At 36.3% G+C, this 23,616-nt stretch carries 25 protein-coding genes and 1 riboswitch; all 25 genes read right to left on the minus strand.

Going from position 1 to position 23,616, the window contains the following annotated elements:
* Window positions 1-91: 91 nt before the first annotated feature.
* Window positions 92-1,450 (minus strand): bifunctional metallophosphatase/5'-nucleotidase, encoded by a 1,359-nt coding sequence (locus NSQ89_RS16440; protein WP_047942253.1) that lies wholly within the window; start codon window positions 1,448-1,450, stop codon window positions 92-94.
* Window positions 1,451-1,537: 87 nt separating this feature from the next.
* Window positions 1,538-2,383: a DUF72 domain-containing protein gene (locus tag NSQ89_RS16445; protein ID WP_144581275.1), complete on the minus strand. Its 846-nt coding sequence runs from the start codon at window positions 2,381-2,383 to the stop codon at window positions 1,538-1,540.
* Window positions 2,384-2,641: 258 nt separating this feature from the next.
* Entirely contained in the window at window positions 2,642-3,445 is an 804-nt protein-coding gene (locus tag NSQ89_RS16450) for a gluconate 5-dehydrogenase (protein WP_341132925.1), read from the minus strand.
* 14 nt (window positions 3,446-3,459) lie between these two features.
* Entirely contained in the window at window positions 3,460-4,290 is an 831-nt protein-coding gene (gene kduI, locus NSQ89_RS16455) for a 5-dehydro-4-deoxy-D-glucuronate isomerase (RefSeq protein WP_095320562.1), read from the minus strand.
* A gap of 21 nt (window positions 4,291-4,311) precedes the next feature.
* Entirely contained in the window at window positions 4,312-5,316 is a 1,005-nt protein-coding gene (locus tag NSQ89_RS16460) for a sugar kinase (protein ID WP_341132926.1), read from the minus strand.
* A 2-nt stretch (window positions 5,317-5,318) separates the two neighbouring features.
* Window positions 5,319-5,966, minus strand: a complete 648-nt coding sequence (locus NSQ89_RS16465; protein ID WP_251688398.1) for a bifunctional 4-hydroxy-2-oxoglutarate aldolase/2-dehydro-3-deoxy-phosphogluconate aldolase — start codon at window positions 5,964-5,966, stop codon at window positions 5,319-5,321.
* A gap of 123 nt (window positions 5,967-6,089) precedes the next feature.
* Window positions 6,090-6,848, minus strand: coding sequence for an IclR family transcriptional regulator (locus NSQ89_RS16470; protein ID WP_341132927.1), 759 nt, complete (start codon window positions 6,846-6,848; stop codon window positions 6,090-6,092).
* Between the two features lie 129 nt (window positions 6,849-6,977).
* Complete coding sequence (locus NSQ89_RS16475; protein WP_341132928.1) at window positions 6,978-7,775, minus strand: HAD family hydrolase; 798 nt, start codon at window positions 7,773-7,775, stop codon at window positions 6,978-6,980.
* Window positions 7,776-7,800: 25 nt separating this feature from the next.
* Window positions 7,801-8,361, minus strand: coding sequence for a maltose acetyltransferase domain-containing protein (locus NSQ89_RS16480; protein WP_061799197.1), 561 nt, complete (start codon window positions 8,359-8,361; stop codon window positions 7,801-7,803).
* A gap of 23 nt (window positions 8,362-8,384) precedes the next feature.
* Window positions 8,385-8,765 (minus strand): VOC family protein, encoded by a 381-nt coding sequence (locus NSQ89_RS16485; protein ID WP_047942262.1) that lies wholly within the window; start codon window positions 8,763-8,765, stop codon window positions 8,385-8,387.
* Between the two features lie 27 nt (window positions 8,766-8,792).
* A complete protein-coding gene (locus NSQ89_RS16490) occupies window positions 8,793-10,016 on the minus strand; it encodes an MFS transporter (protein ID WP_341132929.1) in 1,224 nt (407 codons plus the stop codon).
* Window positions 10,017-10,049: 33 nt separating this feature from the next.
* The gene (locus NSQ89_RS16495) at window positions 10,050-11,054 is read right to left on the minus strand and encodes an ROK family transcriptional regulator (RefSeq protein WP_341133168.1); all 1,005 of its coding nucleotides are present in this window, start codon (window positions 11,052-11,054) and stop codon (window positions 10,050-10,052) included.
* 231 nt (window positions 11,055-11,285) lie between these two features.
* A complete protein-coding gene (gene sufB, locus NSQ89_RS16500) occupies window positions 11,286-12,683 on the minus strand; it encodes a Fe-S cluster assembly protein SufB (protein WP_047942264.1) in 1,398 nt (465 codons plus the stop codon).
* A gap of 39 nt (window positions 12,684-12,722) precedes the next feature.
* The gene (sufU, locus tag NSQ89_RS16505) at window positions 12,723-13,160 is read right to left on the minus strand and encodes a Fe-S cluster assembly sulfur transfer protein SufU (protein WP_047942265.1); all 438 of its coding nucleotides are present in this window, start codon (window positions 13,158-13,160) and stop codon (window positions 12,723-12,725) included.
* Window positions 13,150-14,379: a cysteine desulfurase gene (locus tag NSQ89_RS16510; protein WP_095320547.1), complete on the minus strand. Its 1,230-nt coding sequence runs from the start codon at window positions 14,377-14,379 to the stop codon at window positions 13,150-13,152. The genes sufU and NSQ89_RS16510 overlap by 11 nt, the downstream gene beginning before the upstream one ends.
* Window positions 14,379-15,686, minus strand: coding sequence for a Fe-S cluster assembly protein SufD (gene sufD / locus NSQ89_RS16515; RefSeq protein ID WP_095259305.1), 1,308 nt, complete (start codon window positions 15,684-15,686; stop codon window positions 14,379-14,381). The genes NSQ89_RS16510 and sufD overlap by 1 nt, the downstream gene beginning before the upstream one ends.
* A gap of 19 nt (window positions 15,687-15,705) precedes the next feature.
* Entirely contained in the window at window positions 15,706-16,500 is a 795-nt protein-coding gene (sufC, locus tag NSQ89_RS16520; protein ID WP_047942270.1) for a Fe-S cluster assembly ATPase SufC, read from the minus strand.
* A 491-nt stretch (window positions 16,501-16,991) separates the two neighbouring features.
* Window positions 16,992-17,840 (minus strand): MetQ/NlpA family ABC transporter substrate-binding protein, encoded by an 849-nt coding sequence (locus NSQ89_RS16525; RefSeq protein WP_047942271.1) that lies wholly within the window; start codon window positions 17,838-17,840, stop codon window positions 16,992-16,994.
* Between the two features lie 12 nt (window positions 17,841-17,852).
* Window positions 17,853-18,521, minus strand: a complete 669-nt coding sequence (locus tag NSQ89_RS16530; protein WP_047942272.1) for a methionine ABC transporter permease — start codon at window positions 18,519-18,521, stop codon at window positions 17,853-17,855.
* Entirely contained in the window at window positions 18,518-19,540 is a 1,023-nt protein-coding gene (locus NSQ89_RS16535; RefSeq protein WP_047942273.1) for a methionine ABC transporter ATP-binding protein, read from the minus strand. The genes NSQ89_RS16530 and NSQ89_RS16535 overlap by 4 nt, the downstream gene beginning before the upstream one ends.
* Window positions 19,541-19,687: 147 nt before the next feature.
* A riboswitch (SAM riboswitch) is annotated at window positions 19,688-19,793 on the minus strand.
* Between the two features lie 276 nt (window positions 19,794-20,069).
* Window positions 20,070-21,628, minus strand: a protein-coding gene (locus NSQ89_RS16540; protein ID WP_341132683.1) for an IS3 family transposase whose coding sequence is annotated in 2 segments (ribosomal slippage) — window positions 20,070-20,989 and window positions 20,989-21,628 — 1,560 coding nt in all. Because the reading frame shifts where the segments join, the coding sequence is not laid out codon by codon here.
* 103 nt (window positions 21,629-21,731) lie between these two features.
* Window positions 21,732-22,082 carry an alkyl sulfatase C-terminal domain-containing protein gene (locus NSQ89_RS16545; protein WP_172866040.1) on the minus strand — a complete coding sequence of 117 codons (351 nt, stop codon included), beginning with the start codon at window positions 22,080-22,082 and terminating at the stop codon, window positions 21,732-21,734.
* Between the two features lie 194 nt (window positions 22,083-22,276).
* Window positions 22,277-22,588 (minus strand): thioredoxin family protein, encoded by a 312-nt coding sequence (locus tag NSQ89_RS16550; RefSeq protein ID WP_144581279.1) that lies wholly within the window; start codon window positions 22,586-22,588, stop codon window positions 22,277-22,279.
* Window positions 22,585-22,938, minus strand: a complete 354-nt coding sequence (locus NSQ89_RS16555; protein ID WP_082138325.1) for a toprim domain-containing protein — start codon at window positions 22,936-22,938, stop codon at window positions 22,585-22,587. Before NSQ89_RS16555 ends, NSQ89_RS16550 begins: the two co-directional genes overlap by 4 nt.
* Before the next feature lie 228 nt (window positions 22,939-23,166).
* Complete coding sequence (gcvH, locus tag NSQ89_RS16560) at window positions 23,167-23,550, minus strand: glycine cleavage system protein GcvH (protein ID WP_047942277.1); 384 nt, start codon at window positions 23,548-23,550, stop codon at window positions 23,167-23,169.
* Window positions 23,551-23,616 lie beyond the last annotated feature (66 nt).

Genomic DNA, 23,616 nt, shown 5'->3' on the forward strand with positions numbered 1-23,616 from the left:
GCTCACTCCTCTCTTTCCCTTCCTAATAAGTATATTCAAGAGAGGAGAAATCGGTGTTTTCTTCTTTATTTAAGAATGATAAAATGACCCTTTACGCTTTTATCCTATTTTGTAAAGTGTCAGCAAGAATATTACGCATAAATTCAGGAAGAAAATAGTCTTTCTTCGTTGCCCGATAAATGGCTGGAAAAAAATTACCGAATGTAAACATATCAGGTACTGTTACAACATAATTCTGATCTGCCTGTATTTCCTGTGCATGGATATAGTACTGTTCTTTTTCTCCGATTGTCTCTTGCGTAATGCCTGCTGCAATCATTTTCCCCATTAATGTTCCCCGGAATCCAAGACCCTTGACAGGCATTATCTCCCACTTATCGGATTTCATATCAAGCAGAATTTCTTTCAGTTCCGCTCCGGTTAATGTCACATTACATGGATTAATTGGATGTGGACAAATCGATAATAAATCAAAGAAAGTGATCTCCCCGGCTTGCAATCCTTCTAAAATTAAGCCCTCATTTATAATTGCACAATCCGATTGACACCACGAAATTAATTTTTTGCAAAGCATTTCTGCTAGCGCTTCTCTAGATAAATACTCATCAATCGTTGCTGCCTTTTCTGATAAAACCAATTTCCCTTGCTGGTAATAATTTTCCACAATGGCTTCTTCTTTATTTGCAATCGGCAACTTACTTGTTTCATATAATATGGCTTTTTTATCGATTACCCTTTTGGAAGCATCAACCTTTAATTCAATATGACCAAGATAATAGCCATATTTACCGGCAGCACCTTGAAGATTATTATTAATTATTTTTCCTTGATGGAAAATATGATGGGTATGTGCACCAAGAATCACATCTATTTCTGGATAATTAGCTGCAATCATCTCATCGTCATTTATCCCTAAATGGGAAAGCAATACAATAATATCAACATTTCCTCTAATTTTTTCTAATTGCTTTGATAGTTCTTCTATTGGTTCTGTCAATTTCCATCCTAAGAGCTCATATAACTTTTCGAAATAGGCTGTAATACCGATTACCCCAATTTTTGTTCCTTTAGCTGTCTTAAATATTTGATGAGGAATAGCCCAATCAGGACGTTCCCCATTACGTTTGTATAGATTTGCAACAATTACATCAAATTTGGCTTCATCATATAAATGATCTAATCCTTCATATGACAAAGTAATTCCTTCATTGTTCCCAATTGTCACTGCATCATAGTGTTCCTCATTTAACAGCTGTGTGTTAATTCTACCTTTAGTTGCTTCCGTATAAGGATGAGACAAATCTAAATGGTCACCTATATCAAATAAATAAACAGCTTCGCCAGCCTCTTTATGCCATTTTTTTCTTTCACGCAGCAATTCATAAATTCTTGGCCAATTTTCAAAATGGCTATGTAAATCATTAGTATGATATATGTGGATGACTTCCATCTTCTCGCCTTCCTTATTTGTATTTTCACTTTTTTAGGCAATTATCTATTCTATAGCAGAGAATGCTCTTCTCCACTCTTCTGATAGTTAGAATAAATCCAATTGTCTTGGAGCTAAATCCGTATATTCTATATTTAATAAATCAATCAGTTCTCGTGCGTTGTCAGCCGCATCTCCACCAGAATTATTATTAAAGAGCACATAAATATTTTTACATTGCTTTTCAAGCTGGCGAATATTTTCAGCCCATTCACTTAATTCTGCTGTGTTATACCGATATAAATAGCGAACTTCTCGCCAATTTGGATTATTATTTTGCTGCCAACCATAATAATTTCTTCCGTGAAGCCGAATGAGCACCTTATCTTCGCCAACCGCTTCTAGAACAGTAGGAACAGAAACAGGCATTACTTGAGGCTCATCACAAATACTATGTATCCAATTCTCTTCCTTCATAAACTGAAGGGTATTTGCTCGATATTTGGGATTAAACCATGATTGATGTCTAAATTCAAGTGCACAAGGTATATCTCCCATCCTTTTTCTACACGCTCTTAAGAATTGGACATTTTCCTTTGTGCAATCAAACCAAGGAGGAAATTGGAATAACACCATCGCCAATTTGCCACTTTTTCTATATGGAACTAAGGAATCGATAAATGCAGCAAACATTTCATCATTCGAGGCAAAAGGAATGTCTCCACGATTATGGCCTGTCATCCCTTGGAATGCCTTTACGATAAATTGAAAAGAGTCAGGTGTTTTCTTTACCCAAGACTCCGCATTCCGGACTGGCTGCACCGCATAAAAAGAAGCATCCACTTCCACAGTAGGAAAATACCCGGCATATTCCATTAACTTATTTTGCGATGAAGTATTTTTTCCATATAGACTCGGATGATCTCCCCAGCCTGTTAATCCGATATGAATCAATAAAATCACCTCGATAACATTGTTTTTCTCAAAGCGATACTCACATAGAGAAAAACACTAACTTCATTTCCAAAAATATATCTGTTTTTTTATTTCTTTATATTAAATATCATATCATAATCATCATAAATAACTAAGTTAAAAGAAAAAGAGGTACCAATAAATCAGTCACCCGATTTATTGGTACCTCCAAGATAAATTTAAAAATAAGTACAGATACTTTCAGATATTGAACTAGTAAAAATATCTATGCTTCTCTTAAGGCTGTTTACCAATATAAGCCAGTATTCCGCCATCTACATAGAGAATATGACCATTCACGAAGTTCGATGCTTCAGATGCTAAAAATACGGCTGAACCAGCTAGGTCTTCAGGATTTCCCCAACGTGCTGCAGGCGTTTTTCCAATAATAAACTGATCAAATGGATGACGGGATCCGTCTGCCTGCTTTTCGCGTAATGGGGCAGTTTGTGGTGTAGCGATATAACCTGGTCCGATTCCATTACATTGAATATTGTATTCTCCATATTCAGAAGCAATATTTTTTGTCAGCATCTTTAACCCGCCTTTAGCAGCAGCATAGGCACTGACTGTTTCCCTGCCAAGTTCACTCATCATGGAACAGATATTGATGATTTTACCGCCGCCATTTTGAATCATATCAGGTATAACTGCTTTAGAAACGATAAATGGTGCATTCAAATCTACATCTACTACTTGGCGGAAATCTTCTGCAGACATTTCTACCATTGGCACACGCTTGATAATCCCAGCATTGTTAACTAAAATATCAATCGGACCAACCTCTTCTTTAATCTGCGCAACCGCAGCTTGTACGGCTTGTTCATCTGTAACATCAAATACATAGCCTTTTGCTTCAATTCCTGCTTCTTGATAACTTTGAAGTGCTTGATCGACAGATTCTTTATTTAAGGAATTAAACACGATTTTTGCACCCGCTTCCGATAAAGCGCTTGCAATTTCAAAACCAATTCCATATATTGCACCTGTAACTAAGGCTACTTTTCCATCAATGCGGAATTTATCCATCGTGAATGCCATTGTTTTCTCTCCTTTTATTTCAATTTATTCATTGGAATCATGTCCATATCGGTATACGTGATATTTTCGCCACACATTGCCCAGATAAAGGAATAGTTGCTTGTGCCAACTCCAGAATGAATAGACCAGCTTGGTGAAATAGCAGCTTGCTCACTGCTCATAACTAGATGCTTTGTTTCATCCGGTTTCCCCATCATGTGAAAAATACGGGTATCTTCTTCCATATCAAAGTAAACATATGCTTCCATGCGTCTTTCATGTGTATGAGAAGGCATTGTATTCCATGCACTTCCAGGCTCTAAGATAGTATAGCCCATTTGCAATTGGCAGCTTTCACATACATTTGGATGTATGTATTGATAAATTTTACGCTGATTTAATGTTAGGGCTTCTCCTGTTTCCATTGGTTTGATATGATCAATACTAATTTTTACATTTGGATATTTGTGATGTGCCGGTACGGAGCTAATATAAAATTTAGCTGGATTGTTTGGATTCTCGGAAGAAAAGACAACATGTCGTGTCTCTTTGCCAATATAGTATCCATCTTGTTTTTTCATTTCTTCTTTTTCTCCGTCGATTTCGATATAACCAGGTCCACCGATATTAATAACTCCCAGCTCACGGCGTTCCAAAAAATATTCCACACCCAATTGCTTATCCAATATGATTTCTAAGGATTTATCGGTTGGCGTAATTCCACCAAAAATCATGCGGTCGTTATGCGTATACGTTAAGCTAATTTCCCCTGGCACAAATACTTTTTCTACTAAAAATTCTTTTCTCAATTGTTCTGTAGAGTAATGACGTATATCCTCGGGGCTATGTGTATAACGCGTTTCCATGTTTTGCATTTTTCTACACTCCTATCGATTTATTTTTCCAGAGCCAGCTAGTAAAAAGCTGTTGACTTCTGGTTCGTTAAATTGATTACAATCACCTTGAACTGTATGTTTCAAAGCAGATGCAGCTGTCGCAAAGTCAATCATTTCCTGTGGACTTTTTTGTGCTAGTATTCCATGCAGAACTCCACCGGAAAAGGCATCACCTGCTCCTACTCGATCAACGATTGGATTAATAACATGTTTTTGAGATTCATAGTAGTAATCATCCATCCATAATGTTCCTATTAATTCATTGCTACTAGCAGATACCACCGTTCTTTTTGTGGAATATAGAACAGAGATAGCAGGAAATTTCTTCTGTATTTCTTGATAGTAGTAAACTAATTCATTCTCCTGTTCAGTCGCCTCAGGAATTCCTAACAAATAGAGAGCATCAAGCTTGCCAGCTGAACAGTAATCTACCAAAGGCAATATTTCAGAAATTGTCTCACCTGCTTCTTTTTGAGACCATAATTTTCCTCGATAGTTAATATCAAAACTGATTTTACAGCCAGACTCTTTTGCTGCTTCTATTAATGAGATTGTTGTTTTTTTCCAACTTGAAGATAACGCTGGTGTAATTCCTGAAATATGAAAGATATCTACGTTATTAAACAGTTCTTCCTTTTTCCATTCACTCTCTGTCATTTCGGCGAAACTCGAACCAGCACGGTCATAAATGACATTGGCTGCTCGTTCACCAATTCCAGCCTCTACATAATAAGTGCCTAACCTGGATCCTCCTTTTAAAAGAAAGTCAGTATGAACGCCATAACAACTTAAATGCTTTACTACACCTTCTCCTAAGCCATTGTCTGGAATTTTACTAGCAAAGCAAACATCGTGACCAAAATTGGCTAGTGAAATAGCGACATTGGCTTCACCCCCGCCATAATGTGCACGAAAATTATCAGCATGGGCAATTCGTACACCAGAATCAGTGGATAGACGAAGCATGATTTCACCTAACGTAACTACCTTCCCCATATTTATGCTCCTTTAATTTGATGAAATTTATCCATATATTGACTAGCAATCTCTGTAACTTTAGCAAAATCCCCTTTTGCCACAGGTGCTAATAGGTTTCCTCCTACGCCAACTGCTACTACTCCTGCTTTAAACCAGTCTTCCATATTTTCCAGGCTAACTCCGCCTGTCGGCATAATATTAACTTGAGGCATTGGAGCTTTAAAAGCGGATACAATACTTGGTCCATAGGCACTGCCTGGGAATAATTTGATAATATCTACTCCTGCCTTTAATGCCTCTTTCATTTCTGTAATCGTTAAGCATCCCGGAAGATAGGGAGTTTGATAAAGATTACATAGTTCTGCAGTTTCTCTATCAAAGTTTGGGCTGACAATATATTCTGCTCCAGCCATGATAGCTAAACGAGCAGTTACTACATCTAACACAGTACCTGCACCTATAACAATGTCAGAATCATTCTTATACAACTCTACTAATTCACTAATGGCTTTATCTGCATTAGGAACAGTAAAAGTTAATTCAATTCCCTTCATGCCACCTTGAACTACTGCATTACTTGCCTTCACAGCCTCTTCCTTGCTGTTCCCTCGGACTACTGCGATTACTCCAGCACTCTTTAAGCGTCGTAATGTTTCAACTCGTTTCATCTCCATCACTCTTTTCCTATTCAGAAATACAATTTTACTATTAAGAAACTCACCTTGATTATACATACTTTTTTGAAAAATGTAAACGCTAATCATTAAATAAAAAAAAATCGCCGAAACGATTTAACGAGCCACAACTTGCATTATCTCATTTTTCGTTTCGACGACAGCCTTTATTATTTGTTTTTTAAATTCTTCTGTGAGTCTATATTTCGGCATACTTACACTAAATGCTCCAATGATTTTTCCATCTTTTTTTAAAGACGCTCCAATACAGAAAATATCTTTCTCCATTTCTTCGTCATCAAAAGCAATACCAGTCTCTCTCACTTTCTGCAATTCTGCTGCAAGCTTTAAAGAGTTGGTTATCGTATGCTCTGTATATGGAACTAAAGGAGTTGTTTTTAGATAATTTAAATACTCTTCTTCTTCCAATTCTGCAAGAACTGCCTTTCCCATTGCTGAGCTGTACAAGGGCCTTGTTATCCCAATCCTTGATGACATTCTTATTGTCTGATGTTTAGCCTCTAGCTTGTTTACATATAAAATTTCATTATCTGCAAGTACGCCTAAATGAATGGTTTCATCAATTAACTTTTGCAGTTTTTCTAAATAAGGCAATGTCAGCTCTACTAAGTCCAGCTGATCCACACCTTGATTGGCATATCGAATAAGTTTAGATCCTAATCGATAATTTTTATTTTTATCTCTGCTCACAAAGCCAATTAACAATAAAGTGTCCAATATTTTCAAAGTAGTTGAAGTTGTCATCTCTGTGTTTTGAGCAATTTTCTGCAATGCTTGATTAGGATTGTCTGAAAGGTAATCCATAATTTTTGCTGCTCTTAATAGAACCGTACCATAAGGTTTTGTTTTCTCCATTATACACCCTCTTTTCCAATAAAGAAATTATATACGAAAAGAGGAGAAATGAAAAGCTTTCTCTTCCTAAAATCACATTTGGGATTCACTTCTTACATTATTTTCAAATAGATAGATTCTATCTTCCATCTATGAAAGAGATAACAGTTGAATGATTGTTCTCATTACACCATCTTCTTCATTTGAACGAGTGATGAAATTTGCTGTCTCTTTTAATTCCTTTACGGCATTACGAACAGCAAAACTATATGTACTGCGACTCATAAGTTCTATGTCATTATAGCCATCACCAAATGCCATTGTTTCTTCAGGGGTAACATTTAGTACTTGTTGTAAATGCTCAACTGTTGTCCCTTTATGTACATTTACATTGGCTATATCAATCCAAGCTGCCTCAGATGCTACAATATAAGCGGATTCGAAAAAGGATGATAATCTTTCTTTTGTCTCAAAACATTTAAGCTCTGAATCGTGAATTGTTATTTTCACAAAATCTTCCGTTATTTCTTTAAAGTCTGACACCTTTCTCACCTGTGCATAAGACTTTCTTACAATAGCAGTTTCTTCCGGGATAACGTTATCCTTTATAACTGCACCGCTTCTCGTACAAGCAATAATAGTATGATTTAGACTGATTTCCTCTAGCAAACGAATAATCGCTAGACCCAATTCATTACTTAACAGCGATTCATAAACAAATTTGCCATTATGCTTAATGCGGGTGGCGCTATCCCCTAGAATCCACATATCTTTCGCATCTTCACCAAATAATTCTTCAACCCGTTCACATTGTTTACCAGTAACAGGAGCAAAAGCTACGCCTTTTTCTTTCATTAAATTCTTTACTTCTTTGATCAATTCCCGGTCAAAATCACCATTATTATTTAAAAATGTTCCATCCATGTCTGTCAGCACTAATTTAATCATTCGCTTTCCCCTCACCTCTGGTATTCTACTCAACTATTTTTTTTAGAATTCTTGCCGGATTTCCACCAATAACAACATTATCTGGTACATCCTTTGTCACAACTGCACCAGATGCAACCACCACATTATTCCCAATACTTATTCCGGGATTGATAACTGCTCTTCCTCCCACCCAGACATTATTTCCGATATTCACCGGCTTTCCGTACTCAATTCCTGCTATTCTCTCTTGAGCATTTACAGGATGTGTCGCTGTATAAATATGTACTCCTGGGGCGATGAAGCAATTATCCCCAATTCTAATCTCACAAACATCCAAAAACACACAATCAAAATTAGCAAAGAAGTTTTCCCCTACATGGATGTTATATCCATAGTCACAACGAAAGGTTGGTTCTATGAATATATTAGTTCCTGTGGAACCAAATAATTGTTTTAATAGGACGGACCGAATATTGTCTTCTGTTTCAATGGATTCATTAAATATTCTTGTTAGCTTTCGCGCATTACTTCTATCCTTTATTAATTCTGGATCTGCTGGATTATAGAAGTCTCCATTTACCATTTTTTCTTTTTCTGTTTTCACTTTTTCATTCCTTTCTATCCACATTAAACCGTCAACTCTAAAAGGTTTCCTTCCGGATCTTCTATCACACTTTCATAATAGCCGTCCCCTGTTAGACGAGGCCCATTAACTAACAAATAACCATCCTTTTGCAATCGTTCCGTCAGTTGATTAACTGCTTCTTCACTTCCTAATGAAATAGCAATATGCGCCCAGCCAACTCTATCATTTGAATCATCCTTATCGATCCCAGCTTTCCGCATAAGTTCTAAGCGAGCTCCTTCCTTGAACGATATAAAATAGGATTCAAATTTCTTTTCTCTATTTTGATATTTCGAATTTGCTCTCCCACCAAAATAGGTTGTATAAAATGTCTTCATTCCTTCTAAATCTTTCACCCATATTGCAACATGTTCTATTTTCATATTCCTGTCACTCCTTCTTTAATTAGCTTAAATTACACGCGCTGTATCCCTTTTTATCTCTTTTTTATGCAATACTCCATTTAACCTTTCCGATCCCCATAGCATAATGGCAATAAATCCTGCAATAACAAAAGGGAAAATTCCTATTGTTGATTTGGCTGCAGCATATCCGAGAATGGGAGGAAGAAAGGTACTGCCTGTATAGGCAATAGCCATTTGATAACCCATTATGGTTTGGGAATGCTTCTTTCCAAAACGTAGTGGTGTTTCATGCAGCATACACGGAAATATCGGCGCTAAACCTAAACCGATCATAATAAAGCCTGCCAGTGAAAAAAGAACAGGGAATGGCAAAAATAATAGAACTGCACCAACTAACGCAATTATTTGTCCCCATCTTATTAACCTTTTATTACTCATTTTTAATGTAATAAAGCCTGTGATAAATCTTCCAATGGTGATTCCTGCATAAAATAAGGAAACCCATTTGGCTGCTACATCTATCGATAAATTTTTAACATTAACGAGAAAACTGCTTCCCCAAAGCCCAACTGCCGCTTCCGCCCCGCAGTAAAATAAAAATGCAAGTAAAGCTAGCTTAACCCCTCTTATTTGCCAAGGCTTTTGATTTTCCAAATATGTTTCATCCAATGTACTAGTTGAATCATCTCTTTTATACTCGTTCTCCTGCTTAGGGATCCTTTCTATCTTTTTCCATAAGGGAAGTGTGAAAAGCAAAATGACAACTAAAATAAATTGAATACATGCGATGGCAAAATAACCACTTCGCCAAGAATTATCTCTGGATATAAACTGTGCTACAATAATCGGGCCAAGCGTAGCTCCAACTCCCCAAAAACAGTGAAGCCAGCTCATATGATGCGCTTTGTAATGACTTGCCACATAGTTATTTAAACCCGTATCTACAGCACCTGCACCTAATCCAAGCGGGATTGCAAAGATAAACAGCCATATAATGGATGGGGCGAAATGAAACCCTAATAGAGCTCCCGCTGTCATAAAGCAGCTTACAAATGTAACCATTCCAGTTCCGAATTTTTTCAGCACTATACCGCTAATAAAGCTGGAAATAATCGTCCCCGCTGCAATTGTCATAAACAGTACTCCTGCAGTTTCAAGGGGTGCCTTAAATTCCACTTGCATTAAAGACCATGACACTCCCAATAAAGAATCAGGCAAACCTAAACTGATAAAAGCCAAATAGATGATTACTAAAAAGAATGTCGCCAATAGTTAACCCCCACTCTGTAAGCGTTTTGCAAACTATTCATTTGTTTTACTACTTATTCCTCTAATGATTAGTTCGAGTCCAAGTCTTTGTAACCCATATAAATAATCTTGCTTCCAGTCACTCATTCTAAATTCAGGAAGATGCTCTGCCGGAATATAGGTGGAGCTTTGTTGTTTGATTTGGTTGATTGTGGTTTGAGTGACTTCATCATCACAGAAAATAACCGCATGCGGGTTAATAATTGCCACAAAGGAAGCAATTAATCTACTTATGGCATCTACTTCATCTTCCTTTGAAAAGAACACTTTTCCATTTGTAAAGGTCTGTCCAAAGTTTCGGTTATTATATTGCGGAACAAAAGATACTTCCCCTGCGAAATTAGTACTCCCTCGTACAATCTTTCCATTTACGATAATTCCAGATCCTGGACCATTTTGGCCAGAATAGAGATAAACAAGTGATTTATCGTTCTTTTTCTCCTGCTGATCTTGATAACCTAATACTGCTGCATTCATATCATTTTCAATGACCACTGGAATCGAAAAATAATTTTCTAAGTATCCCTTTAAATCAAAATCGTGAAGATATTCATAATCAGGACTGTAGATGATTCGACCATTATCAACCGAACCAGGCACCCCAATAGAGATAGAGCTAATCTTCGGATATTGTGTTTGTAGCGCTTCCACGTACTCGATCAGTAATTTAACATTGTCATCCCTTAATGCACTGGAAATTTTGCCAGTCTCCTTTTCTTCCCCTAGGCAGTTAAACACAATATAATTGGTTTCAGTCTTTTCTAAAAAAATAGCTAGCCCCAACATATATTCAGGATTATATGTATACCGCTTCGCTCGTCTGCCGCCACTTGAATCATCTAAACCTGCTGATTGTAATTCTCCATTCTCTTCCATCTGCGCCGTAAATTTGCTAATAGTTGGGAAACTAATTCCTAATTTATCACTCAACTCCACTTTCGTAGCACTTCCATTTGCTAAAAGAAATTGACGAATATTTTGCTGGATAATATTTTTCATAGATTTTGGCGTCGCATCCACTTTATTTCCCTCCTTTCCATCCAACTTATTAAAGATATTTAATAAGTGAGCAAAATAAAACTTATTAAACTTCTTTAATAAGTACTTGAGGCTAATATAACACACTAATTTTGGGAATGCAATATAGTTCATATGCAGCTAAAAATATTTTCTTCCTGATAAAAATAAAAGAAGACGAACCTCAATAGTTCATCTTCTTTACTGGATATATTAACCGATAGAGCCTTCCATCTCGAATTTGATCAGACGGTTCATCTCTACTGCATATTCCATTGGTAATTCTTTTGTAAATGGCTCGATAAAGCCCATTACGATCATTTCTGTTGCCTCTTCTTCCGAAATACCTCTACTCATTAAGTAGAATAATTGTTCTTCTGATACTTTTGAAACTTTTGCTTCGTGCTCTAATGAAATATTATCATTTAAAATTTCATTGTATGGAATTGTATCAGATGTAGACTTGTTATCCATAATTAACGTATCGCATTCGATATTAGAACGAGCACCGTCTGCTTTACGTCCAAAGTGAACGATACCGCGGTATGTTACTTTTCCGCCTTGTTTCGAAATAGACTTAGAAACAATTGTAGAAGATGTATTTGGAGCTAAGTGAAGCATTTTTGCTCCAGCATCTTGGTGTTGTCCTTTACCAGCAAGAGCGATAGATAAAGTCATTCCTCTTGCTCCCTCACCTCTTAAGATGACAGCAGGGTATTTCATCGTTAATTTAGAACCAATATTTCCATCGATCCATTCCATTGTAGCATTAGCATCGCAAACTGCACGCTTTGTTACTAGATTGTATACATTGTTTGCCCAGTTTTGAATCGTTGTATAACGGCAATATGCGTCTTTTTTAATAATGATTTCAACAACGGCACTGTGAAGAGAGTTCGTTGTATAAACTGGTGCTGTACAGCCTTCTACATAATGTACACTTGCACCCTCATCCACGATGATTAATGTTCTTTCAAATTGACCCATATTTTCGGAGTTAATACGGAAATACGCTTGTAATGGCGTGTCTACTTTAATTCCTTTTGGAACATAAATGAAAGATCCACCAGACCATACAGCTGAGTTTAAAGCAGCAAACTTATTATCCGTAGGTGGAATAACAGTTGCCCAATGCTCACGGAAAATATCTTCATTTTCTCTTAATGCAGAGTCTGTATCTTTGAAAACAATTCCCATTTTCTCAAGATCTTCCTGCATATTATGATAAACAACCTCAGATTCATACTGAGCAGATACACCTGCTAAGTATTTTTGCTCAGCTTCTGGAATACCAAGCTTATCAAATGTTTGTTTGATTTCATCTGGAACTTCATCCCAAGATCTTTCTGTTTTCTCTGATGGCTTTACATAATACGTAATTTCATCAAAGTTTAAAGCAGAGAGATCGCCGCCCCATTGTGGCATTGGCATGTTGTAAAAATGCTCTAATGCTTTCAAACGAAAGTCTAGCATCCATTGTGGTTCAGCCTTCATTTTTGAAATTTCTTCAACGATTTCTTTCGTTAATCCACGTTTAGAACGAAAGATAGAAACGTCTTTATCTGAAAATCCATATTTATAATCCCCAATATCGGGCATCTTTTTTGCCATTTCATTTTCCTCCATTCTACATGCAACCTTGGTAGTAAATTATGAATCTAATCCTTCATTTACGCCTTTTTCCATAGCCTTCCAAGCTAATGTTGCACATTTAATTCTTGCTGGGAATTTACTAACACCTTGAAGTGCCTCAATATCCCCCAGGTCCATATCATCAGCGTAGTCTTTACCTTGAATCATTTCAGAGAATGACTCAGACATTTTTAACGCTTGTTCGACTGTTTTCCCTTTAATTGCTTGTGTCATCATGGATGCAGAAGACATGCTTATGGAACATCCTTCTCCATCGAATTTTGTGTCAGCGACAATCCCATCTTCAATTTTCATTGTAAGAAGGATACGGTCCCCGCAAGTAGGGTTATTCATATTGACAGTCAAACTGCCTTCAAGAACTCCTTTATTCCGGGGATTTTTATAATGATCCATAATTACACTTCTATAAAGTGAATCTAAATTATTAAAAGACATCGCTAAAATACTCCTTTGTCTTGCCAATCCCTTCCACAAGCTTATCAACATCTTCTTCTGAATTATAAAGATAAAAGCTTGCTCGAGCGGTTGCAGAAACATTTAGCCATTTCATTAATGGTTGTGCACAGTGATGTCCTGCACGTACAGCAATTCCTTCAGCATCTAATACTGTTGCAACATCATGTGGATGAACATCTTCAATATTAAAGGTAATCACGCCAGCACGGTTATTTGCGTTTTGCGGTCCATAAATAGTTAAACCATTAATAGATGACAATTTCTCCATTGCATATGCTGCTAATTTATGCTCATGTTCGGTTATATTCTCTAAGCCAATTTCTTCGAGAAAATCAATGGCTGCTCCTAAACCGATTGCCCCTGCAATGATTGGCGTTCCAGCTTCAAACTTCCACGGAAGTTCTTTCCAAGTCGACTCATATAATCCGACGAAATCAATCATTTCTCCACCAAATTCAATTGGCTCCATATTTTCTAAAAGATGTTTCTTTCCATAAAGTACCCCAATTCCTGTTGGACCACACATTTTATGTCCAGAGAATCCAAGGAAATCACAATCCAAATCTTGCACATCGATTTTTACATGTGGAGCTCCTTGTGCAGCATCTACAACGAGTACAGCTCCATTTTTATGAGCAATAGCCGCAATTTCCTTTATTGGATTGATAACCCCCAGAACATTTGAAACATAGGTAATGGAAACTACTTTTGTTGCTGGCGTGATTGTATTTTCAACATCGGCAAGTGCAATTGTTCCATCTGCTTGCAGCGGCAAATATTTAAGTGTTGCTCCTGTTTTTTTGGCAACTTGCTGCCAAGGAATAATATTACTATGATGCTCCATCGGGGTAATGACTATTTCATCCCCCTCTTTTACATTTTCCATCGCATAGCTTTGTGCAACTGTATTCAGCGCAGTTGTCGTACCACGAGTAAAGATAATTTCCTCGATGGAAGAAGCAGAGATAAACTTTCTTACCTTTTCCCTTGCTCCTTCATAAGCATCTGTCGCTCTTGTGCCTAAGGTATGAACGCCACGATGAACATTGGAATTATATTCTCGATAGTAGTTCTCGATTGTTTCAATTACCTGGACTGGCTTTTGAGAGGTAGCTGCACTATCAAGATAAACCAATGGATGTCCGTTGACTTCTTGGTTTAAAATTGGGAAGTAAGAACGAATATGTTTGCTATCCATTATCTTACTTTCCTTTCAATTACCTCAACTAATTGCTTTTTCACACCTTCAATTGGCAATTGTTCTACTACAGGAGCTAAGAAACCATGAATAACTAATCTTTCTGCTTCATGTTGTGGAATACCACGGCTCATTAAGTAATACAATTGTAAAGGATCTACTCTACCAACAGATGCTGCATGTCCTGCCGTTACATCGTCTTCATCAATTAACAGAATTGGATTCGCATCGCCTCTAGCCTTTTCGCTTAACATTAGAACACGAGATTCTTGCTCAGCGTTTGCTTTTGTTGCACCATGTTCAATCTTACCAATTCCGTTAAAGATGGAAGAAGCTTTATCTTTCATTACACCATGCTTTAAGATATAGCCTTCAGAGCTCTTACCGTAATGAACTACTTTTGTAGTGAAGTTTTGTTTTTGATCGCCGCGTCCAACTACTACAGACTTCGTATCGCCATATGAGCCATCACCCATCAAATATGTTGTATTATCAGAAATCGTATTACCGTCATTCATGAAGCCTAATGCCCATTCTATTTTAGCATCACGACCTGCAACACCACGGCGATTTACATACGTAGTAACCCCATGCGCTAGATTATCAACAGCACCATATTGAACTTTTGCATTTGCATTGGCTATTACTTCTGTCACAATATTGAATACTGCTTCTTCAGGATCCACAGTAGAAACATAGTTTTCTACATAAACAACAGAGCTATTATCTTCAGCCACTACAATAACATGGTTAAAAAGGTTCGCTTCCTTGTCATCATGTAAGAAAATGGATTGAATTGGTTCTTCTACTACTACGTTCTTAGGAACATATAAGAATACTCCACCATTTAAAAGGGCTGCATGTAAAGCCGTTAATTTATGCTCATCTATCTTTACAGCATCTTTCATAAAGTATTTTTGCAGTAAGTCACTGTATTCTCTTGCAGCTGTGAAAATATCAGTGAAAACTACGCCGCTTTCTTTTAATTCATTAGAAACAGCTAAAAAAGTTGGACGGTTATTTCTTTGGATATAAAGTGTTTTATTTTTTTCTAAATCGATAAGTGCTTTTACTTGTTCTGGTAAATCACTTACATCTGAAAAATCTTCACTGCTTACAATATGCTTTTCAAATTGGGTAAAGTTCCAGTTTTTAATATTTGTTTTGTCCGGTCTTGGCATCGGAAGAGCCTCTGCTTGTTGTAAAGCATTTACACGCAGCTCTGTCAGCCAAGAAGGTTCATTCATATCTTTCGAAAAAGAGGAAAGATACTCTTGGTCAAATGGTAATTTAATATCCGTTGTCATTGGTCAATCCTCCTAACAATTACGCTTCTTGTTCAACAGTTTCGTCTTCAATACCAAGCTCTTTTTTAATCCAGTCATATCCTTCTGCTTCTAAGCGTTGAGCAAGCTCAGGTCCACCAGATTTAACAATACGACCTTGCATCATTACATGAACGTAGTCAGGAGTAATGTAGTTTAATAAACGTTGGTAGTGAGTGATAATTAAGCAGCCGAACTCTTCTTTACGCTCTTCACGCATTTTGTTAATTCCTTTTGAAACAACTTTCAATGCATCGATATCCAAACCAGAATCGATTTCATCTAAGATCGCAATTTTTGGATTCAACATCATTAATTGAAGAATTTCATTACGTTTCTTCTCCCCGCCAGAGAAGCCTTCATTTAGGTAACGTTGTGCCATATCTGGATCCATTTCTAGGTACTCCATGTTATCATCCATTTTACGGATAAATTTCATTAAAGAAATTTCATTCCCTTCACCTAAACGGCTGTTTAAAGCAGAACGTAAGAAGTCTGCATTTGTTACACCACTAATTTCACTTGGGTATTGCATAGCTAAAAATAGACCTGCACGCGCGCGCTCATCTACTTCCATTTCTAATACATCTTCGTCATCAAGACTTACATCACCGCTTGTTACTTCATACTTTGGGTGACCCATGATTGCAGAAGATAATGTTGATTTACCCGTTCCGTTTGGCCCCATGATTGCGTGAATTTCTCCACCCTTTATTTCTAAGTTAAGACCTTTAATAATTTCTTTTTCTTCGATTGAAACATGTAAATCATTAATGACTAATTTAGGTTGACTCATATTATATACCTCCATAGTAAAAAGAAGTTTTGTTCACAAAATTGTCGAAACTTCATTATCAATTTATTATCATTCTAATCTTATAACAAATAAAATCTGATAGCAACCTATTGCTTCCCGTTCAATAAGGAAAATTCGCATGAAACAAATAAATACGCTTGATTCCTTATAATTTCGCATGAGTTTGCTTTCTTTAAAATAATTTCTCTCCTTATTACGGTCCCGAACAATTCACTGGCATAAACGATAACGATAGACTCAAAAATATATTCACTTGAATAGTTTCGTTTTAGTATTTATACACGAAATAAATTTAGCCCTAGTACTTATTGGAAGACGATTCCGCTAAATATTATTTGATCATACAAAAATAAAAAATGTTCCTATAAAGACTTCTACACATGCTATATCCATTATTAATAGAATCAACTTAATTCTCAATTGGATATATACTATATGTTTAATCTTTTATAGGAACATCTTCTTACTTATTATTCACTAACTGGTACAACTGCACCTTTATACTCTTTATTAATGAAATCTTGAATTTCTTTAGAATGCAGTACTTCTACTAAAGTTTTAATATCTTCACGATTTTCGTCTCCTTTACGAACAGTAATGATATTCGCATATGGAGATTCGCTTCCTTCGATTTCAATAGAATCTTTCACAGGGTTTAAGCCAGCATCTAATGCATAGTTGGCATTAATAACAACTGCATCCCCTTCATTATTATTAAAAATTTGTGGAAGTAACGCTGGCTCATAATCTGCTTTTAATTTAACATTTTTCGGATTTTCCGCAATATCTTCAATCTTTGCATTTACTTTATCAATTCCATCTTTAAGCTTAATTAATCCACCTTTTTCTAAAAGAGACAGTACACGGCCATGTTCAGCAACAGAGTTACTAAAAATAATGGTTGCTCCATCTGGAAGCTCATCTAAACTCTTATATTTCTTAGAGAATACAGCCATTGGCTCAATATGAATTCCACCAGCATTTACAAAATCATAACCATTTTCTTTAATTTGTTGGTTTAAGTATGGAATATGTTGAAAATAGTTTGCATCAATTTCTTTTGATTCTAAAGCTTTATTTGGCAATACATAATCTTGGAAAGGAACGATCTCTAAATTAATTCCTTTTTCCTTCAAAATTGGTTTTGCTTTTTCCAAAATTTCAGCATGTGGTACATTGGAAGCACCTACTACTAATTTAGTTGATTCTTTGTCACTGTTAGAAGCGCCGTTTTCCTTGCTATCATCATTAGAGCTGCCGCATGCCGCAAGCACAAATACAAATGTTAATGCAATCAGTAAAGACCATAATTTTTTCATGTGTTTTTCTCCTTATCTTTTGTCTATTTTTTTTGTTATAAAATCACCAATAAATTGGATGATAAAAACAATGATTAAAATAATAACAGTTGAAACAAGTGTCACATCACCATTACCTCGTTGAAATCCTTGTAAATAGGCTAAATTCCCAAGACCGCCGGCACCAATTATTCCAGCCATTGCGGTCGATCCTACTAATGCAATTGTAGTAACCGTAATTCCTGAAACAAGTGCTGGCATAGATTCTGGCAAAAGAACTTTAAAGATAATAGTAGTTGGTTTTGCTCCCATTGACTTTGCCGCTTCAATAACACCTTTATCCACCTCTCGAAGGCCAATTTCCACAAGTCTTGCATAAAATGGAGCAGCGCCAATGATTAAAGAAGGCAGCGCCGCTTTCGGTCCAATCATTGTCCCGATTAGTAAAGTTGTTAATGGGATTAATAGAACTAATAAAATAATAAAAGGAATGGAACGGAAAATATTCACGACTGCACTGATGATTCTATTAAAAAATACATTATTCCACATATTCCCTTTATCGGTTAAAAACAGCGTAATCCCAAGAATAATTCCAAGTATAAAGGTAAAAATAATCGAGAATCCAGTCATAAATAGGGTCTCTTTCGTGGCATTCCACATTATTTCCCAATCTACATTTGGCAATAATCTTTCCATCATCCTTCAATCACCTCCACACTAATTTCTTGCGCATGAAGATATTGAATAGCTTTTTCTATTTCTTGTTTCTCTCCATCTAAATGAATATATAATGTTCCATAGGATCCATGCTGTGTCGGGGAAATTTTCCCTTGAATGATATTCACAGAAACAGCAAAAGTTCGAATGAGATTGGTGATTACAGGCTGTTCAGCACTTTCGCCGACAAATCCCAGCATGACAATACTGCCTGTTTTATATTGCGCTATTAAGTGTTCAATCGTATCCTTCGCCTCTTCTGGTTCAATTACTTGTTGAACAAAACGTTTCGTAATTTCTTTCTTTGGCTGCTTAAATACATCAATCACTGGTCCTGTTTCTACTACCTTCCCGTCTTCCATCACTGCCACTCGATGACAAATCTTGCGAATAACGTGCATTTCATGGGTAATCAACACAATAGTAAGACCAAGACGTTTATTAATGTCCACTAATAAATCTAAGATGGCATCTGTTGTTTGTGGATCCAATGCTGAGGTTGCTTCATCACAGAGAAGTACTTTCGGATCACTAGCAAGTGCTCTTGCAATCCCAACCCGCTGTTTCTGCCCACCACTTAATTGAGAAGGATAAGCATCTTCTCGTCCTTCTAATCCAACCAGTTTGATGAGTTCTAATACCTTCTTGTCTCTTGCTGATTTTTTTACTCCCGCTATTTCTAAAGGAAAAGCAATATTTTCTTTTACGGTTCTTGACCATAGCAGATTAAAATGTTGAAATATCATACTGATTTCTTGTCTCGCCTTACGAAGTTTGCTTCCTTTTATTTTAGAAACTTCGTGACCTGCAACCGACACACTTCCAGCAGTAGGAATCTCCAATCCGTTCAGCATTCTGATTAATGTACTTTTACCTGCACCACTATATCCGATTATTCCAAATATCTCTCCTGAATCGATGGTTAAATCCACGTGATCAACCGCAGTGACCTTCCCACTTCTAGAGGAGTATACTTTTTTTACTGAGTTTACATTAATCAATGTATTCACCTACTTCTTATTTAAAATCACTCTATCGATCACTATATTTAAATAGTTTTTAACAAAGCATATCATATCATTCCAGATAACAAAAAAACCTTTCTGCAAGAAGAGCAGAAAGGTTTTTATTATGATTAATATCCCTTTCTCTCATCTATCAAAGCATGACGCTTTGTGTGAATTGGCACCGTTTCAGTATACTGACGGTTGCCGGGTTTCATAGGGCACATCCCTCCACCTCTCTTGATAAGAGTTTCGTTATTTATATGAAATGTAAAAATCGTTAATATGATAGATGTAATTTACCATTTCCCGAAATGACTGTCAACACCTTTTTTAACATAATTTCTTTTCTGAATTTTCAATTAAAATAAGTTAGATTTTCTGACATAATTAATTCAATGAGAAAGCTTGGATTTAAAACCAATATGGGGAAAAATTCTTTCAAAAAAAATAACCCGAAATACCTTCACTTTTTGTTAGTTGAACTGCCCCCTGTCAAGTAGACAGTGGAAATAATAAAAAAGATCTAAGCGGCTTTAACTCTATATTCCATAGGGCTAAGGCCGTTTAATCGTTTTTGATATCTATTGTTATTATAAAATTGGATATAGTCATCTATCGCAAGAGAAAGTTCCTCAAAGGTCTTATATTTGTGTAAATAATACTTTTCGCATTTCAGTGTCCCCCAAAAAGACTCCATTGGACCATTATCAATACACTTTCCAACTCGTGACATACTGTGTGTTATCTCTGCCTTGTCTACTTTAATCTTAAAACCTTTTGAAGTATACTGATACCCTCGATCACTATGGATAATTGGATGTTCTTCCTCCAATAAAAGTACGGTTGCTTGATCAAGCGTTTGGAATACAAGTTCATTATTATTCGAATGTCCTAAAACATAGCTAACAATGGATCCATCATAAAGATCTCGAATGGCACTTAAATATGCCTTCTTTGATGAACCATACTTAAATTCTGTCACATCCGTCACCCACTTTTCATTTGGTTTTGTTGCGGTAAATTCCCGATTTAAGATATTCTCTGCCACTTGTTGGGGAACGGAGCGTTTATAACGTTTTTTCTTGATACGAATGATCGAGCGTAAGCCAACCACTTTCATTAGTCGATAAATTCTTTTATGATTCAATCTTTCTTTAAACTGTCTATTCATGTGAAGGGTCATTTGGCGATAACCGAAGATGCCCTCCACTTTTTCATGGAGAATTTTCATCTCTTTCATGATTTTCTCATTCAATATCTCTTGAGAAGAAGGAACGCGATGAAGCCACTTATAATAGGCGGATCGTGCAATTCCCGCTATTTCACTCAGTAAACGAATGCTTATATTCTCTTCCTGATGGATCTCTTGAATAGCGATATACTTATCCTCCGATTGGATTTGACTTATTTTTGCCTCCTTTCGATCTCCTCTAACTTTTTTAAAAATAAGTTTTCTGCACGTAATCGCTCATTTTCTCTTTCTAACTTCTTCATTTGAAGAGTCATTTTCTCCTCTGGAGTTAGCTCGGATTCCTCTTTCGTAGAACCACGCCTATCTTTCAATGCATCTACTCCGCCATCTTCATACTTCTTAACCCATTGATAGATTTGTTGATAAGAAACCTGATGAGTATTAGCTGCTTCTTGATAGTCTTTTTTGTTCCCTAAACAATCTAGCACAATTTGTATTCGTTCTTCCCAAGTCGTTTTTCTTCCCTTAGTCATAGAGCTCGTCCTTCCTTGTGACGTATCTTTTATTTCACTATGACTATTATACTTCTTAATCCACCTTCTAAGGACAGATGGATCTGATATTTCATACATTCTCGTAATTTCACGAATCGAGTAATTTCCAGAGGCATAATCTTGAATAGCGGATAACTTTAGTTCTTTAGAATACTTTTTCCAGGAAGAAGTCTCTTTTAGTCCTTCTAAACCGAATGTATCAAATTTATATTTCCATTCCAAAACGGTAGAAAAGTGAACCTTATAAATCGATGAAACTTGGAGTGACGAATTTACTTCCCCTAAAGCTTTCACTATTTGATATTTCTCTTCTACAGAATAAGATTTTCTAGGCATAAAAATACTCCCCTACAAGTAACCAGATTTTTATTTTTTAATCTGTCTACCTATAGGGGAGCATATCATAGCAAAGGCGGATTCCAGGTAAACATCAAAACTATTATCCAGTGTGGGGAACTGAACGTGAACGGCTTAAGAAAAACAAAGATTCAAGTAAGAGGATTTTCCTTAAGGAGCCTTCTAATTGAATAGATCCATTCTTTTTTGCTTCTCTAAGAAGAAACTCGCCTTCCATAACGAGGCTAATACTAGTCATATCCCCCGTTAACCATATATCTGGATTATCATCATCCTTCATCCTTCTCCATGAAAAGCGATTGTTCTTAAGCTCCATATAATAGGATTCATTTTGACATGTTAACACTAAGGAAAGCGAAGCGTTTCGTAATAATGGTTTTAACGATTCTTTCCGATTCAGCTTTTCTACAAAATATTTCATCCAATCCTGCAAAAGCATCTCCTACTTTCTGCCGAACAATCTTATATTACTTATTCTTGCAGCAGCAGAAAAAAACCTTTTTTAAAAGTAATCTTTATAAAAAAGGCGATTGATGCTTTTAACCATGCTAGCTTTTTAAGGGCAGCATCCGTTTAATGGAATTGGCACTCTAATATAACCCTTTCATGAAAATGTCCATGTCCTGCTTATTTTATATAGTTATGGATAACTTCTACTAAATGAGGGACTGATTCAAAGCGATATACTTTTTCTTTTAACTCCCCCTTTTCCATAATAACTAGACAGGGAACACTTTCTACCTCATATTTTGCTGCTAAACCGGGGGCATAATTTAAATCCATTTTTCCTAAATTCAACTCTGGCTTCATTGTATGCAATACTGTCAACATTTTTGACGCAACCATACACGTACCGCAAAGAGGAGTATACAAGTAAAGAAAGGCAGCATCTCTATCCTTTACTTGTTTCTCCCATTGATCGAGGTTCCAATCTATCATAATCCATTCATCCTTGTATCTAAATATTTTGCTTCAATCTCAATATCAGCTTGTAATAATAGGGTTGCTAAGTGACATTCAGGAGAGGCAGCAACTTCTTTATATTTGCGATCTATATAAAGGAATTCTGCTTCAGGAAGTTCTCGTTTAAACTGTTTTCTTATCTTATCTCCTGACTTATCTGCATCCACTAAGATATACACATCTTTATCCATTAGCTCGTCTAGTAATTCATCCAGCTTTGAAACTCCAATTGTTCCATTCGTACAAATAATATCGACTGGTTCACGCACAATCTTCTCTACTTTTTGTTTGTCTGATTTGCCTTCAACAATGATTACTTTTTTCATATTGATCACCTAAAGGAGTTATTTCATTTACTTTAACATATTCAAACAGGAAGAGAAAGAAGTAGGTTTTCTGGTATATATCGGTGATAGATAGACATATCGCCCCTTTATATTCTCCTAAAAATTAAAAAAACCAAACAAGTATACGAAAATTTTTATTAGCATCTCCGTATACTTGTTTGGATTAATAGGTGGTTGAAATATCTTTATCCCGGTCTCTACATTAAATTAGCCTTCATTTGTCATTTCTTCATACTGCTCTGCTGACATAAGCGCGTCAATATCCGCTTTATCACTTGGCTCAATAACAACCATCCATGCTTTTTCATAAGGAGATTCGTTCACAAATTCTGGATTGTCACTAAGCTCTTCATTTACTTCAACTACTTTTCCGCTGATAGGAGCATATAATTCAGAAACTGTCTTAACAGATTCTACACTTCCAAAAGGTTCATTTGCTGTTACTTCATCGCCTACTTCTGGTAGTTCAACAAATACGATATCGCCTAATTCAGATTGTGCAAAATATGTAATCCCTACACGTGCGTTATCTCCTTCAACTTTTACCCATTCATGTTCTTTTGAATATCGCAAATCCTTTGGTACTGCCATTATAACCCCTCCGTATTTATCATTTTTACTCTGTTAAACAGAGTTACTATTAAAAAAAGCAGGTCG

The organism is Niallia sp. FSL R7-0648 (genome assembly GCF_038007005.1).
Classification (GTDB): Bacteria; Bacillota; Bacilli; order Bacillales; family Cytobacillaceae; genus Niallia; species Niallia circulans.

Coding starts and splice junctions, on each gene's coding strand:
- NSQ89_RS16440 (WP_047942253.1), bottom strand. CDS start 1,450: ATGGAAGTCATCCACATATATCATACTAATGATTTACATAGCCATTTT.
- NSQ89_RS16450 (WP_341132925.1), bottom strand. CDS start 3,445: ATGGCATTCACGATGGATAAATTCCGCATTGATGGAAAAGTAGCCTTA.
- kduI (WP_095320562.1), bottom strand. CDS start 4,290: ATGGAAACGCGTTATACACATAGCCCCGAGGATATACGTCATTACTCT.
- NSQ89_RS16460 (WP_341132926.1), bottom strand. CDS start 5,316: ATGGGGAAGGTAGTTACGTTAGGTGAAATCATGCTTCGTCTATCCACT.
- NSQ89_RS16465 (WP_251688398.1), bottom strand. CDS start 5,966: ATGAAACGAGTTGAAACATTACGACGCTTAAAGAGTGCTGGAGTAATC.
- NSQ89_RS16470 (WP_341132927.1), bottom strand. CDS start 6,848: ATGGAGAAAACAAAACCTTATGGTACGGTTCTATTAAGAGCAGCAAAA.
- NSQ89_RS16475 (WP_341132928.1), bottom strand. CDS start 7,775: ATGATTAAATTAGTGCTGACAGACATGGATGGAACATTTTTAAATAAT.
- NSQ89_RS16485 (WP_047942262.1), bottom strand. CDS start 8,765: ATGAAAATAGAACATGTTGCAATATGGGTGAAAGATTTAGAAGGAATG.
- NSQ89_RS16495 (WP_341133168.1), bottom strand. CDS start 11,054: ATGAAAAATATTATCCAGCAAAATATTCGTCAATTTCTTTTAGCAAAT.
- sufB (WP_047942264.1), bottom strand. CDS start 12,683: ATGGCAAAAAAGATGCCCGATATTGGGGATTATAAATATGGATTTTCA.
- sufU (WP_047942265.1), bottom strand. CDS start 13,160: ATGTCTTTTAATAATTTAGATTCACTTTATAGAAGTGTAATTATGGAT.
- NSQ89_RS16510 (WP_095320547.1), bottom strand. CDS start 14,379: ATGGATAGCAAACATATTCGTTCTTACTTCCCAATTTTAAACCAAGAA.
- sufD (WP_095259305.1), bottom strand. CDS start 15,686: ATGACAACGGATATTAAATTACCATTTGACCAAGAGTATCTTTCCTCT.
- sufC (WP_047942270.1), bottom strand. CDS start 16,500: ATGAGTCAACCTAAATTAGTCATTAATGATTTACATGTTTCAATCGAA.
- NSQ89_RS16525 (WP_047942271.1), bottom strand. CDS start 17,840: ATGAAAAAATTATGGTCTTTACTGATTGCATTAACATTTGTATTTGTG.
- NSQ89_RS16530 (WP_047942272.1), bottom strand. CDS start 18,521: ATGATGGAAAGATTATTGCCAAATGTAGATTGGGAAATAATGTGGAAT.
- NSQ89_RS16550 (WP_144581279.1), bottom strand. CDS start 22,588: ATGATAGATTGGAACCTCGATCAATGGGAGAAACAAGTAAAGGATAGA.
- NSQ89_RS16555 (WP_082138325.1), bottom strand. CDS start 22,938: ATGAAAAAAGTAATCATTGTTGAAGGCAAATCAGACAAACAAAAAGTA.
- gcvH (WP_047942277.1), bottom strand. CDS start 23,550: ATGGCAGTACCAAAGGATTTGCGATATTCAAAAGAACATGAATGGGTA.